Here is a 14286-nt window from a genome sequence, read left to right on the forward strand (position 1 = left end):
TTTATATAGTATTGAATTATGAAAACTAAGATTTATTCAGTTATCACAGGAACAGGTTCTTACATTCCTCCCAGGGTGGTGAAGAATGAAGATTTCATGCAAAACAAATTTTTTTCTCCTTCAGGAGAACCGATAAAAAAGGATAATAGTGAGGTAATTGAAAAATTTAAAGAGATAACAGAGATTGAGGAGAGGCGCTATGTGGATGATGAATATGTTGCCTCAGATATAGGCTCATTTGCGGCTCAGCAGGCTATCGAAGCTGCCGGTGTTGATCCCGAAACACTTGATCAGATTATTGTAGCTCATAATTTTGGAGATGTTAGCAAGGAGACTTTGCAGACAGATATACTTCCTTCTCTGGCTTCAAAAGTAAAGTATAAGCTGCGAATCCAAAATCCTTTTTGTGTGGCTTACGATATTTTATATGGATGTCCCGGCTGGATACAGGCGCTTATTCAGGCTGATTTTCATATTAAATCAGGTGCTGCCAGGCGGGTACTTGTTATTGGTACCGAAACTTTATCAAGGGTGTCCGATCCACATGATGTAGACAGCATGATTTATTCTGATGGAGCCGGTGCCGTTGTTCTTGAGGCTCGTGAAAGCGAAAATCCGGTCGGGATAATTTCACATATTTCCAGGACCGATACCTTCGATAATGCATGGCTTTTGCATATGGGGCCTTCATATAACCCTGATGTAGAAAGAAGTAAGCAATTCCTTAAGATGAACGGGCGAAAAGTATATGAATATGCTTTGCATACAGTTCCTCCTACAGTGAAGAAAGTGATCGAAGATGCTGGAATTGATATTTCTGATGTTAAAAAAGTTCTGATTCATCAGGCTAATGCAAAAATGGATCATGCTATTTTGGCACGCTTGTTCAAACTATTTGGGTTGAGGCATGTTCCGGATTATACAATGCCGTTGACCATAGGCGATTTTGGCAATAACTCGGTAGCCACTGTCCCGGTGCTTTTTGATTTGGTTATAAAAAAAGAACTTCAGAATCACCGCCTTCGCAACGGTGATCATTTTGTTTTTACTTCCGTAGGAGCAGGGATGAATATTAATGCGATAGTTTACCGAATGCCTTAGTAAAGCGAGCGTAACACAGTAAATAGCAGTTCATGGACAGACACTCATGTATTGTTAGATTTTTAAATATAAGTAATTCACAATTAGAAGTTTGACAGGCCGAAGATAGAGCATGGGGCATGGATCACGGAGAATAAAGCGGGAAATATTACTTCAGTAAATCGGACAAACTAATATACTAATGAAACGATCATGACAAGGTTTGTCACAAAAGAACCTATATAAACCCAATCATGCGAGTTCTATCAGACCAATAACTTAGACTAATTTTATACTGATGAATCTTTGTATTTGTCTCTGATGCTTTGAATCAGTTCCTTTCAGAATGGCTCGGTTTTTGTGGTATTAATGTCCGAAAATTCTCGGTGAAAGTTGCCTTCAACCTTTGGAAAGGTTAAGGCTTTTTCTTTTCTTTGACGCATCGAAAAATGTATATATTTAGAAGTGAGGTGTATTTGAATTTGTGTCGAACAGAAACACCTTTAGGTATGTTTTTATTGAAATTGTAATCAGTAATCTGACGATCGATCTATTGTATGAGAAAATACTATAATCCAAATTTTTGCAATCAAGTGGCTGCTTGGTTGCAAAAACTTAGGTATAATTAGTGCGTGTCTATAAATTACGCAAAAGTTGTTTCTGGTTATGTGTCTGTTCAGAAAGTGGCTATTGCAAGGCTGGTGAAGCCGCCAAAAACGGAGTTTACTTTTCGTAAATGAGTATTTTGGCAGCAAGCGTAACATAGCAAATGGAACTTTATGTACCGACACTAATTAGTGGTTGTCAATAAACACCAAAAAGTTTTTACAAGATGTGTGGCTGTTTAGGCAGTGTCATTTACATAGAAAGGATAACGCGGCAAGCGGCACTTCTGTGACAGTCACGATTTAGTTTCGTATTGTTATGAGAAAACAAAATTTATTACTCCTTTTTGCTTTTATTCTGGGCATTTTTTCATTGAAGTCCCAGGTACTGGAGCCTGTTAAATGGCAATTTTTTTTAAATTCAGTTTCAGACACGGAAGTTGAAATCGTTGCAGAAGCTGCTATTGATGAAGGCTGGCATCTTTATTCAGCAAACCTTCCTGAGGGTGGTCCTGTGCCGACCTCTATCAATCTCATTGAATCCGAAGAATATGAAGCTGCCGGAGAAATAAAGCAGGAACCGCAACCGGAGAAACAATACGATCAGGCCTTCGACATGGAGTTGTCATGGTTTTCCAAATCAGCTACATTAACGCTTCCGGTGCGAATAAAATCACCCGATGTAGTGGTTGTTGAAGGATATGTGGAATTTATGGTTTGCGATGATGAACAATGCTTACCACCTGATCGGGTTGATTTTTCTTTGTCTTTAGGAGATGATGTAGTTGCTGGTAAAGATGAGGCAACTAAAGCAAAAGAAAAGGAAACTGCAGAACCGGTAGAAGTTGTACCGCAGCAGGATGAAAAAAAGAAAAATCCGTAGCAGATGGCTCTGAAACCAACGATGATGAGAAGCGGGGAAACTGGGGTATTTTCTGGATGTCCTTTCTTGGTGGCTTTGCAGCATTGCTTACTCCCTGTGTGTTTCCTATGATACCAATGACCGTCAGTTTTTTTACCAAGCAAAGCAAAACAAAAGCTACGGGTATAAGGAATGCCTTTTTTTATGGAATTTCCATTATTGTAATTTACGTTGTGCTTGGAACCGTAGTTACCGCAATTTTTGGTGCCGATGTTCTGAACAAGCTGTCTACCAATCCCTGGTTTAATCTGGTCTTTGCTGCTCTTTTGATCACCTTTGCCGTTTCATTCTTTGGCGCTTTTGAAATTGTTTTGCCAAACTCCTGGATTAGTGCAGCTGATAAAGGTGCAGATAAGGGGGGATTGCTGGGAATATTTTTTATTGGCATTTACACTTGCGTTGGTTTCTTTTTCATGCACCGGGCCTATTGTGGGAACGCTCATCGTTCAGGCAGCATCGGTTGGTGGTATGGCCCCGGTTATTGGGATGTTGGGGTTTTCCCTTGCGTTAGCACTGCCATTTGCCCTGTTCGCTGCTTTTCCAGGATGGCTTAATTCTCTTCCCAAATCGGGAGGCTGGCTTAATTCGGTCAAGGTTTTTCTGGGTTTTCTGGAACTTGCTTTTGCTTTCAAGTTTCTGAGTATAACCGACATGGTATGGGGATTGCATGTACTTGAGCGTGAAGTATTTATCGCTATCTGGATTACTATTTTCGGGGCACTCGGCTTTTATTTGATGGGAAAAATCAGATTGCCACACGACTCTCCAATGGAATACCTTCCGGTATCGAGGATGATGTTGGGATTGCTTGTTTTTGCTTTTACAATTTATATGATTCCCGGCCTGTGGGGTGCACCGGTCAATTTGATAAGCGGATTTCCGCCACCGAGCAACTATGCTGAATCGCCTCATGGTGTTGGAAACCGGGCTTCCGGGGCCGGGGGAGCTGGCACGGCCTCTCTTTCGGAAGATATGCATCTGGGACCACAGGGTATTCCGGCATTCGATGATTATGATAAGGCCCTGGCCTATGCAAAACAGGTTAATAAACCGTTACTGCTTGATTTTACCGGGAAAGGCTGTACCAATTGCCGCAAGATGGAGGATGCCGTATGGTCTGATCCCACTGTAAGGGAAATGTTGGCGAACGATTTTGTGCTGACTTCATTGTATGTTGATTTCAGACAGGAGTTACCAGAGGATGAAAAATATGTTTCGCCGGTTACCGGAAAGAAGATCAGAACTGTTGGAAACAAATGGAGCGATTTTCAAATTTCCCGGTTTCAGCGAAACAGCCAGCCTCATTACGTCATACTGGGGCATGATGAAGAAAAATTGGTTGAGGATCGTGGGTATAATACCGATATCGAAGCTTATATCGATTGGCTCAAAAGAGGCTTGAAAGCCTTTGAAGAACGAGGGGAATAGTAATTTCTCTCTTTTCTGGAAATCGCCGGGCCCCCAAAGGTGCTCCTTTATGGAATTTTAGAGGCCCTAAATTGTTTTCCGCTTCCGGGAGCTAAGTCCACCTGAAAGTGCACTTCTTGCTGTTTCCTGGTTGCCAGGTTATGTTGCAATTACATACTACTACTGAGAGAAGCTTTTGCTTTGCTGCCTGAAAACAATCAAATTACTTGTATTTTTCACGGATTATAAACTATCGGCAGAGCAAGGCTTTTTTTATTTTTCCCCCCGTTTGTCTAAGCTAATCATTAGTTGGTAAAAATTTTCTTTACGCTGGTTGTTTTTAATTTTAGATTTGGTTGACATTCGGATATAGGTTATTAGTTCAACAGGTTATTAGGTTTTTAGATATAATATGCAATTCCCGTTTAATGAGTCTTTGTAGTAACTTAACCAAATCAGAAGCATGAGACACTATATACCGGTTTTGATCGTAATTTTTTTACATGCAGGAAGTTCAGCATTAACGGCCCAGCAAATTGATTTTTATAATCTCGAAGAGGAGCAGCTCTATAATCCGGACAGGAAATATAACACCTGGTCGGTCACTGCAGGTATCGGGCCGGTCATTTATTATACCGATGTCAATGATTATACATTGTTGCCCTCATCACATTGGCGTTTCGGCCCGTCGGTTCTGGTCAGTAAACAGTTTGGGAGGCCATGGTCGCTGGATGCTCAATTACTTACTGCTGATATGTACGGCGAGAAAAACACCCGCTATTTCTCCGGAAATTTTTACGATCTGACTTTAAATCTGAATTTCAGTATTAATCAGTTGGTATTGTTTGGGCCTATTCGTGATAAGCTTAATATTTTCGGGAAGCTTGGACTGGGTGTGAATTATTTCAGGTCGCGACAACGAAGTCTTGAAACCGGGGATTGGATAACGGTGGGAGATGTTCACAATGGGACTCCCGGTTATCCTCGTCCCTATGGATGGGATGATACCGACTACCTGGCCATTGGATATGACAGGCAAAATCCTGAAGAAAAGACCAGCAGGGGAAGTGAGGTAATCGTACCCATTGGTGCAGGTATTGATTACAGGATCAATAAAAATTTTGATGTCGGTTTTGAACTGACCTTGAGAAATGTTACCCAGGACAATCTTGATGTCAACCTGACAGGTGCCGATAATGACTCCTACATGGCAGCCTTATTTACACTTACCTATAAAATCGGGAAGAAAAATAAACGCCACTCCTTATGGACCTATAAAGATTTCAATCTGGCTTATCAGCGTGAAAGACAAACCGATCCGCTGGCACAGGAACTTGATTCCTTGCGCCGTCGGTTGGATTACATTGCGGCCAATGATTCTTCTGTTACTGACACCACCTATGTTTACAAGGAAAGTGTTATACGAAGGGATGATCTTACAGCTTCTGTATTTTTTGAGTTTGACAAAGCAAGGATAACAGCTGCTTCCCACAAAACTCTTGCGGTAGTTGCCCGGTTTATGAAAGAAAATGAGGATGAGAGAGTACTTGTTCAGGGGTATTGCGATGAAAGAGGTTCTGATGATTATAATGTAAAGTTAAGTCAGCGAAGGTGCGATGCCGTTATTGATGTTCTGGTCAATGATTATGGCATTGACAGGAACAGGTTTGAAACCGAACCAAGGGGAGAAACAGATTTATTGTCGGATACTAAAGAGTTGGCTCCGGGAGGGGTTCATATGGTCAACCGCCGTGTCGATATTTTTCTTTTGAAAGATCAAAAAACTGAGGAATGAGATTTTCGATTATAGTAATCACGTTACTAATTCTCACTATACCGGTTCGTGGACAAATGAGGGAGGGATCGCCATTTGTCAAAACCCCGGAAATGATCTATTCTTTCGGACAGAAATATAATTCCTGGTCGGTTGCAGCGGGAATCGGCCCTGTTTTTATGTATTCCGATCTGAGAGGGTACACACTTTTCCCTGACCAGGATGTTCATTTCGGGCCATCGGTTTGGATAACAAAGCATTTGGTACCTGCCTTTGCCGTGGAACTTCAATATCTGCAAAGCGATATGTCGGGCGTAGAAGGAAGATACGGTTTTGAAGGCGACATGATGGATATTTCTATCAACGGCATTGCCATCATTAATCAGATGTTACCAGATCCTGGGCCTGTTAACGATCACTGGAATTATTATCTGAAAATCGGTGTTGGCTCTACCTTGTTTCGCAGTCGTTTACTACACCGGGAAACAGGCGATGTGGTTCGGAGGAACGAAATATACGATACGGAAAGTTCCGATTATGTTGTTCTTGGTTATGATAAGAGTGCTCCCGGGCAGACAAGAGCCCGTCAAAAGGAGATTGTTATTCCGTTTGGTGTTGGAATAATGTACAGAATCAATGACAACTTTGATGTCGGACTTGAAAGCATACTTCGTTTTTCTGCTTCAGACAACCTTGACAATATCCTGACAGGGGCAACAAACGACCGTTACTTATTTACCGCTCTAAACGTGAGCTATAAGTTTGGTGATAAGCAACGTCGCCATATGCGCTGGACATACCGGGCCGAGGGGATGGATATGTTTGGGCGTAGGCAAAAGAGCAGAATTGAAGAAGAAGTTCGGCGCCTTTCCGAGGATATTGCCGAATATGAGGCCAACCGGCCTGTTCACAAAGATTCTGTAGTAATAACGGAGACACTGAAGGTTGTTTACGACAATTATAACGTTAGAACCATATTTTTCTCTCCCGGAACGCCACGTGCTTTTAGTCCGGCCGACCAGCTTTTGATGGGAGAGGTGGCAATAGAGTTACATCAGGATGCTGAAAAGAAAGTTTGGCTTTATGGTTATTCTGATAGCGACGGAAATGAAGATGATAATTTTGAACTGAGCAGACAGCGATGTCTTGCAGTAAAAAAATTCCTGGTCAGGGAACTGGGTATTGAATCTTCCAGAATTGAGATTTTCCCTAAAGGAGAAATAGACCCGCTTTCTCCGGTTGACGAATTGTCCCCACATGGTTTGCAGATGGTTAACCGAAGGGTGGACCTGGTGGTAAAATAGTGCGTGTTTATAAACCCACAAAAACTTTTACAATATATGTGTCTGTTCAGAAAGTGCCAGTTGCAAGCCAAACACAACAAATATTACTTTACAATACTCCGTTAAACTTTTACAGATGTCTGGTAAGGTAAAGACGCCCAATTTGGGCGTCTCTACTTTACGTCATTGCGTCTCTGCGTTCAGGCTTTTTCAACAGACTATTGATTTTATGGACAGACACTAAACAGGCAGGTCTGAACTTTTCATTATACTACGTTGTTTTATTCAAACCCCTTCCTCAAGTAATGCTCAGATGCCCCTGGAAAAAGCAAGTTGTGCTTCGGCATGTCTGAGAAAATTGTTGAACCCTGAAAAACTTTTTGCCTATGGAAAGAAAGGTAAAGGTGTATTGTAAGAAAAGGCTGAGTGACAGGGATTTTCTTTTTGGAATATTTCGTGAGAACGGAGTAGGTAAAAGAGCAGAGGAACTCGGTAATATTCCTGAGGAATTTCCTTTCAGGGAGCAGGATGCAGACGAGATTGGAAGTGACGGCCCGGCAGAAGACGGGCCTTCTTTTTGTGTTTAAGCACGGATAAGATGTTATGAATAAGGCTACGGTGCTTTTTGACGGTTATTGTGTGTTATGTAGCGGCTTTGCCAGATGGCTTAAGAGAAAGGCAGGAAACTCTTTAGAATTGATCTCAGCGCAGTCCGAAAAGGGCGCTCATGTTTTAGAAAGGACAGGATATACTTTAGACACTTTTGATGAGGTGGTTGTAATTACCGAAGAAGAGAATTTTCTTACGGGCCCTTCTGCTATTTTATTTGTCCTGGCTCATGCCGGAAAACCCGGTCGTTTTTATTTTCATATCTTGAATGCACTTCCTTCCTCAGCGGTGAGATGGTGTTACAGAATTATTGCTGACAATCGCTACCGTTGGTTCGGGAAACGCGATACCTGTACAATTATTCAGGATTGAGACCTCCTTTCTGTTCTTCACGGTACTTTGCGGATAACAGCGAAAGCGTCTTTCCAAAGATTTTCAATGCTTCATTGGTATCCTTCGAAATCTGCCGGCCTTTCAGTTTCAGGACAAAAGCATTATACATAGCAGCCAGCATGAGTTCGATGTCGTGTTTCGGAGCGGGTTTCATTTTTGGCTCCAGTTCTTTAATGAGGGGAACAGCCTTCATAAACTGATGCTGATAGGCAACCTCTTTGGGTTCATGCATTAACCTGATATGAAGACTGTTCATGTCATTCACCGTGTTGGTGATGACTTGCAGATGACCTGCTTCCTTCTTTTTTTTCGTTCTTCATCATGGCCACCAGGTTTCCGTACCAATCGCGAAGTTCCTGTTTTACATCCCCGGGTTGTTCATATTGCGAAATCACGGTTTTTTCAATTTTGGCCATATCAAGATCATTGGCCCGTATGAGGTCTTCTATCTGCCACATGTAAAGAACATATCCGGCAATGTCGTTTTGTTTTTTATGTTTGGAAACAATCATTTTTTCTGAATAAAACTGAGTTTGATTTAAGTTCCGTCACGATTCAGTCAAAAAAGTCCCACCCCTGGCTGTTCAGGTTGTCCAGGTCTCGTCGGTCTTTTTTTGTAGGCCGTCCGGAGCCTTTGGGACGGTTCATTTTTTGTGTCATGCGCGCCATCTCCAGCAAATCCTGCTCTTCGCGGGGTGTAATATCTTCTATAAATCCGGGGACAAGTTTTGCACCCATTCGTTTTTCTGAAAGATCAAGCACCTTATAGGTTTTTATTGCAGGAGGAACTTTAATGGATATCTCGTCTCCACGTCTGACAAGGCGTGACGACTTCACAGGCTGTCCGTCAATGGCAACCCGTCCTTTCTTACAGGCTTCGGCTGCTACGCTTCTGGTTTTGAAGAGCCTGACTGCCCATAAAAACTTATCGATGCGTACGCTTTCATCTGTATTCATCAGTATTTTATTATTTAGGTTCTGCCACGAATTTAATGAAAACTCGCAATTTGTTTATATGTAGTTGAAATATAGTTTAATGTAATTTATATGTTGTATTTTACTTTTTAGAAATTAAAAATTTATAAGATGAGTGCGGTATAAAAAGCATATTTTTGTCAAAATCAAGGCGTTTTAAATTTTTGTACCGGAGTTAACTCGTTGTTAATAAGGATGCAAAAATTTAAAACAACACAGAGTTTGGCAACAAAGATGCTTTTTAGACCGGACTCATAAGATTTCAAAAGAGTTGATAAATAATGGTTATAAATTAAGCAGTTCTTTTTCCTAATATAAAACGAGCATGGCAAGGATTATAGCAATAAGAACATGTATTAATTCTTGCATGCAAGTTCCATTCGATCTTAAAAAATCAATTTTATACGAATGAAAAGTATGTCTCTTGTACAGCAAATAAACAGAGCAGCAGTATCAGTTGCATCAATCAAAAAAAGCAATATTTCAACCACATTATAGACAGACACTAAATAGTATCTTTGTTGCCAAACGCTAACTGACTTATCTGTTATTGTATCGGCTCATGGTTTGTGCCAGTCCAATGGTTCCGAATCCCCTGATGATGTCGATGGCCATATCGATGCGTTCGGGAAGAGAAGCCTGTTCCTCTGGCGACCATTTACCCAAAACATATTCAACCTGTCTGCCTCTGGGAAAGTTATCTCCGATTCCAAATCTCAAACGTGCGTACTGATTATGTCCCAGTATCTGATTGATGCTTTTCAGTCCGTTATGGCCGGCATCACTCCCCCTGGCTCTCAGACGCAAGGTACCAAAAGGAAGTGCCAGATCATCAACAATAACCAGAAGACGCTCTGCCGGTATTTTTTCTTTCTTCATCCAGTAATTGACTGCCCTTCCACTTAGATTTACATAGGTTGATGGTTTCAGTAAAACAAAGTTACGACCTTTAAATTTGTATTCCGCAACCGAGCCGTATCTTCTGTCGTCAAATTCAATGCCTTCTTTTTCGGCCAGTGAGTCAAGAATATCGAAACCAATGTTGTGACGGGTATGCTCGTATTCTTTTCCGATGTTTCCCAGTCCTGCAACTAAATATTTCACGGTGTTGTCTGGTTGTTGATCTGCAAGACGCAGAGCTTTCTTTATTATTTTGAATATATTGGTCATAAAAGATAAATCGCAAAAACAGACACTAAATAGTGCGTGCCTATAAACTCGCAAAAAATTTTTACTGTATGTGTGTCTGTTCAGAAAGTGTCATTTACAAGGCTTGCGAAGTCCGAAAATACGGAGTTTACTCATGGTAAATGAGTAATTTTCGGACGAGCGTAACACAGTAAATGGCACTTTATGGACAGACACTAATTAGTTGCTGCTAATAAACACAAAAACTTCCATATAACGAAAATATGGAGGTTTTAAATACATTATTAAAAGGCTATTCTTCTCCTTCTTCTTCACCGGTTTGGCCTGCAGCACGTGCACCCCTGGTAAGTTTAACCGAAACAACAACCTGATTTTTGTTATTAAGAAGCTCTAAATTGTCGAAATTAAGTTGTCCAACCTGAATACCTTTACCCAGGCCAAGATTGGTGATGTCAACTTCAAGTGTGTCGGGCATATCTTTAGCCAGTCCTTTGACTTTAAGTTTTCTTTTCTCGAGACTTAACTTACCACCAGCCTTTACTCCGGCAGCCAGACCTTTGAGTTTTACGGGGATTTCCATGGTAATGGGTTTGTCATCAAATACCTGAAGGAAATCTACGTGAATAGCGTCATCTGATACCGGATGATACTGTATATCCTGAATGACAACATTATATTTTTTGCCATCAACATTCAGGTTAACAAGGTGTACTTTTGGCGTATAAACCAGTTTGTTGAAGTCTTTCAGGAGAGCAGAAGCATGAATGGTTTCTTTGCCACCATAAATAACACAGGGTACTCTGCCCTCTCTCCTTAGTTGTTTTGTGGCTGTTTTTCCAAGATTGTCACGCCTGGACGCTTTCAGTTCAATTGTTTGCATTTTGATAGTTTTAAATGTGTTACTCAAAATTAAGATCGTAATGTGAAACCTTAATTTCCCATCACACGATGCCGTTTTTGGCGGCCGCAAATATAATAATTTAAATTACAAATTGTGTACTTATTGACTGGTAATTATAAACTTTGTCGATGGTGTCGGCAAACAACTGAGCTGCAGAGAGAACTTTGATTTTGTCTGATTTTTCACGGAGAGGAATGGAATCTGTGACGTAAACTTCAGAAATTTTTGATTTTTCAATATTCTCGTATGCCGGTCCGCTAAGTACAGGGTGTGTTGCAAAAGCTCTGACACTTTTTGCTCCTTGTTCAATCATCATATCTGCTGCTTTGGTGAGTGTTCCCGCTGTGTCTACCATGTCATCGAGTACCACCACGTTTTTCCCGGCTACATCTCCGATGATACGCATCTCATCCACAATGTTGGCTTTGGAGCGATGCTTATGGCAGATAACCATTGGTGCATCAAGAAATTTGGCGTAAGTATTTGCCCTTTTAGTGCCCCCCACATCGGGTGATGCCACGACCAGATTGTCCAGATTCAATTTTCGGATATGGGGAACAAAGATACTGGATGCGTAGAGATGGTCAACCGGAATATCAAAAAAGCCCTGTATTTGATCGGCATGAAGATCCATGGTAATTATTCTGTCCACTCCGGCTGTTGTAAGAAGATCGGCCACCAGCTTTGCTCCAATAGCTACCCTGGGCTTGTCCTTGCGATCCTGTCGTGCAAAACCAAAATACGGAATAACGGCTACCAGTTTATAGGCAGATGCTCTTTTGGCAGCATCGATCATCATTAGCAATTCAAAAAGATTGTCCGACGGGGGAAAGGTTGACTGGATAAGGAAAACATGTGCTCCCCTGATAGTTTCTTCGTAGGCGGTTGTGAATTCGCCGTCACTGAAGCGCGTCAGGTTTATGTTTCCAAGTTCTCTTCCATTGCAAAGGCTTATTTTTTCGGCCAGATACCGGGTGTTTGTTCCCGAAAAAAGTTTGATTGGTGCTTTGGGTGGCATTTAATATCCTGTTTATCAGTTATTTTATTAGGATTGTCTGCTTGCAAATATAAGAAAAATCAGGTTTTGTTAAAAGGTCGGGTTATGAATTGTTTAGATTTTCAATATAATTCAGTAGTTCTTCACGTCCTCTTTTATTCGCTGCTGAAGTGAAAAATATAGGTGGCAGAATTTCCCAGTCCTGAAGCAGCCGCTCTTTATAGATGTTGGTGTTTTTTTCCAGAACCCCGGGTTTAAGTTTGTCCGTTTTTGTAAATACTATTGAAAAAGGAATATTATTTGTTCCCAGGTTGAAAATAAAATCCAGATCCTGCTTCATGGGTGAGTGTCGGCTATCGATCAATACAAATAGATTAACAAGATTTGGTCGACCGAATAAATAGCTGTCGATCATTTTTGTGAATTTTTCCCTTTCGGCTTTTGGGCGTTTTGCATAGCCATACCCGGGCAAGTCAACCATATACCACGTATTATTGATAAGAAAGTGGTTAATAAGCCTGGTTTTTCCCGGTGTACCCGATGTTTTGGCCAGTTTGTGTCGATTGCAAAGCATGTTCAGAAGCGAAGATTTGCCCACATTTGAACGTCCGATAAAAGCATATTCGGGTTTATCCGGTGCAGGACAATCATTGGGATGTGTGCTGCTTGTTACAAAGTGTGCATCGGTAATTATCATGCGTATAAAAATTGATTTTAAGGTATAATGGCATTCGTTCCAGGTAATCGGGATTCGTTTCATTTTTATTTGTTTGCAAAAATAGGTCGTTTAAACGGATTACCGGTAAGGACAAACACAAAGAATTTCAAATTTATTTGCCCGGCAAAAACAAGGAGAGGATTAAAAGGAAGTCCTTATCTTTGTGTTTTTGTTTAAAGCAGGTTAAATAGTGTCTGTCCATAAAGTACCATTTGCTGTGTTACGCTCGCCGCCAAAATACTCATTTACGAAAAGTAAACTCCGTTTTTGGCGGCTTCGCAAGCCTTGCCTGGCATTTTATAGACAGAAAAAAACTAACAAGTTAATGTTATGGAAAGAAAGTTATACCCCTTGAAGTTCGAACCCATCCTGAAACAAAGAATTTGGGGAGGTGAAAAATTGCACTCAGTATTAAATAAAAACACAGGAGCTGCTAAAGATATAGGAGAGAGCTGGGAACTGAGCGGTGTGCCCGGTGATGTATCTGTAGTAAGCAACGGCTTTTTGAAGGGGAACTCTTTGAATGAGTTGTTGGAGATATATATGTCGGAACTTGTTGGTGATAAGGTGTTTGAAAAATACGGAACAGAGTTCCCGCTGTTAATTAAATTTATAGATGCCAACGATGTTCTGTCAATTCAGGTACATCCTGATGATGAGCTGGCGCGAAAACGTCACAATTCCTTCGGGAAAACAGAAATGTGGTATGTAATGCAAGCTGACCAGGGCGCCCGTCTGATTAGCGGGTTTAAAAAAGATACCAGCAAGGAGGAGTATCTGAAAGCTTTGAAGGAAAAAAGGCTTGAAGATTTGCTGGCAAGTCATGAAGTGTCGCCGGGCGATGTGTTTTTTATTCCCGCAGGCAGAGTTCATGCCATTGGAAAAGGTATTCTGCTTGCCGAAATTCAACAAACATCGGATGTAACATACCGGATTTATGATTTCGATCGTCGTGATGCGAAGGGTAATGCACGGGAATTACACACAGAACTGGCTCTGGATGCCATTGATTTTTCCGGTGGCGATAATTATAAAACCGTCTATGATGTCAGACCGAACGATGTAAACCGTATCGTTGAATCGCCCTACTTCGTGACCAGCCTCATTTATTTAGAGGGTCATGAACTACAAAAAGATTTTTACAACCTGGATTCTTTCATCATACTGATGTGTGTTGAGGGAAATGCTGAGATTACATATTATGGAAATCAAAGAGAGCCTATTTCGATGGGCGAAACGGTTCTGATACCGGCGGAGTTGAAGGAGTTTACCATTAAATCAGAAGGAAAGTGCAAATTATTGGAAGTTCACATGCCCGATGTTGAAAACAAAAATTAAGAATTATAGCAGTTTAGTTTAAATTTATAACTTTGCAGGCTGCAAAATGCGTCAAATTATTATTTTTTGAGGTGTATTGCATGGCAATAGTCAGTTAAAAAGCCTAAACGCAGAGGCGCAATGACATAAAGTTTA

General features: G+C 41.1%; 15 protein-coding genes and 1 pseudogene. 9 read left to right on the forward strand and 7 right to left on the reverse strand.

The window, feature by feature from the left end; translation table 11 throughout:
- Positions 1 to 18: 18 nt before the first annotated feature.
- From OQ5_RS0106415 to OQ5_RS0106450, 8 genes and pseudogenes are all read left to right on the forward strand, one after another.
- A complete protein-coding gene (locus OQ5_RS0106415; protein WP_016776699.1) occupies positions 19 to 1101 on the forward strand; it encodes a 3-oxoacyl-ACP synthase III family protein in 1083 nt (360 codons plus the stop codon).
- Between the two features lie 903 nt (positions 1102 to 2004).
- Entirely contained in the window at positions 2005 to 2568 is a 564-nt protein-coding gene (locus OQ5_RS24360; RefSeq protein WP_016776701.1) for a protein-disulfide reductase DsbD domain-containing protein, read from the forward strand.
- Positions 2569 to 2684: 116 nt separating this feature from the next.
- Positions 2685 to 2873: pseudogene (locus OQ5_RS25385) on the forward strand (hypothetical protein); the annotation flags it as partial.
- 79 nt (positions 2874 to 2952) lie between these two features.
- On the forward strand, positions 2953 to 4035 hold the full coding sequence (locus tag OQ5_RS25390; protein WP_441005798.1) for a protein-disulfide reductase DsbD family protein: 1083 nt from the start codon (positions 2953 to 2955) through the stop codon (positions 4033 to 4035).
- A 442-nt stretch (positions 4036 to 4477) separates the two neighbouring features.
- Entirely contained in the window at positions 4478 to 5809 is a 1332-nt protein-coding gene (locus OQ5_RS0106435; RefSeq protein ID WP_016776702.1) for an OmpA family protein, read from the forward strand.
- Positions 5806 to 7092: an OmpA family protein gene (locus OQ5_RS0106440; protein ID WP_016776703.1), complete on the forward strand. Its 1287-nt coding sequence runs from the start codon at positions 5806 to 5808 to the stop codon at positions 7090 to 7092. The genes OQ5_RS0106435 and OQ5_RS0106440 overlap by 4 nt, the downstream gene beginning before the upstream one ends.
- 365 nt (positions 7093 to 7457) lie before the next feature.
- Positions 7458 to 7658, forward strand: a complete 201-nt coding sequence (locus OQ5_RS0106445) for a hypothetical protein (protein WP_016776704.1) — start codon at positions 7458 to 7460, stop codon at positions 7656 to 7658.
- Positions 7659 to 7674: 16 nt separating this feature from the next.
- Positions 7675 to 8052 carry a thiol-disulfide oxidoreductase DCC family protein gene (locus tag OQ5_RS0106450; protein ID WP_016776705.1) on the forward strand — a complete coding sequence of 126 codons (378 nt, stop codon included), beginning with the start codon at positions 7675 to 7677 and terminating at the stop codon, positions 8050 to 8052.
- Here OQ5_RS0106450 and OQ5_RS24375 read toward each other — a convergent pair.
- From OQ5_RS24375 to yihA, 7 genes are all read right to left on the reverse strand, one after another.
- Positions 8039 to 8329 (reverse strand): DUF4924 family protein, encoded by a 291-nt coding sequence (locus OQ5_RS24375; protein ID WP_255297416.1) that lies wholly within the window; start codon positions 8327 to 8329, stop codon positions 8039 to 8041. The genes OQ5_RS0106450 and OQ5_RS24375 overlap by 14 nt on opposite strands.
- A 1-nt stretch (position 8330) precedes the next feature.
- Positions 8331 to 8585, reverse strand: coding sequence for a DUF4924 family protein (locus OQ5_RS24380; RefSeq protein ID WP_255297417.1), 255 nt, complete (start codon positions 8583 to 8585; stop codon positions 8331 to 8333).
- 43 nt (positions 8586 to 8628) lie between these two features.
- Positions 8629 to 9030: an RNA-binding S4 domain-containing protein gene (locus tag OQ5_RS0106460; protein ID WP_016776706.1), complete on the reverse strand. Its 402-nt coding sequence runs from the start codon at positions 9028 to 9030 to the stop codon at positions 8629 to 8631.
- A gap of 558 nt (positions 9031 to 9588) precedes the next feature.
- Entirely contained in the window at positions 9589 to 10218 is a 630-nt protein-coding gene (gene pth / locus OQ5_RS0106465; RefSeq protein WP_016776707.1) for an aminoacyl-tRNA hydrolase, read from the reverse strand.
- Positions 10219 to 10489: 271 nt separating this feature from the next.
- The gene (locus OQ5_RS0106470) at positions 10490 to 11077 is read right to left on the reverse strand and encodes a 50S ribosomal protein L25/general stress protein Ctc (RefSeq protein WP_016776708.1); all 588 of its coding nucleotides are present in this window, start codon (positions 11075 to 11077) and stop codon (positions 10490 to 10492) included.
- Between the two features lie 100 nt (positions 11078 to 11177).
- A complete protein-coding gene (locus OQ5_RS0106475; protein WP_016776709.1) occupies positions 11178 to 12116 on the reverse strand; it encodes a ribose-phosphate pyrophosphokinase in 939 nt (312 codons plus the stop codon).
- Positions 12117 to 12198: 82 nt separating this feature from the next.
- Entirely contained in the window at positions 12199 to 12855 is a 657-nt protein-coding gene (gene yihA, locus OQ5_RS0106480) for a ribosome biogenesis GTP-binding protein YihA/YsxC (protein WP_255297418.1), read from the reverse strand.
- 288 nt (positions 12856 to 13143) lie between these two features.
- On the opposite strand from yihA, the gene OQ5_RS0106490 reads away from it, so the two are divergent.
- Positions 13144 to 14151 (forward strand): type I phosphomannose isomerase catalytic subunit, encoded by a 1008-nt coding sequence (locus OQ5_RS0106490; protein ID WP_016776712.1) that lies wholly within the window; start codon positions 13144 to 13146, stop codon positions 14149 to 14151.
- Positions 14152 to 14286 lie beyond the last annotated feature (135 nt).

It is taken from the genome of Anaerophaga thermohalophila str. Valhall, assembly GCF_000250735.1.
GTDB classification, from domain to species: domain Bacteria; phylum Bacteroidota; class Bacteroidia; order Bacteroidales; family Marinilabiliaceae; genus Anaerophaga; species Anaerophaga thermohalophila_A.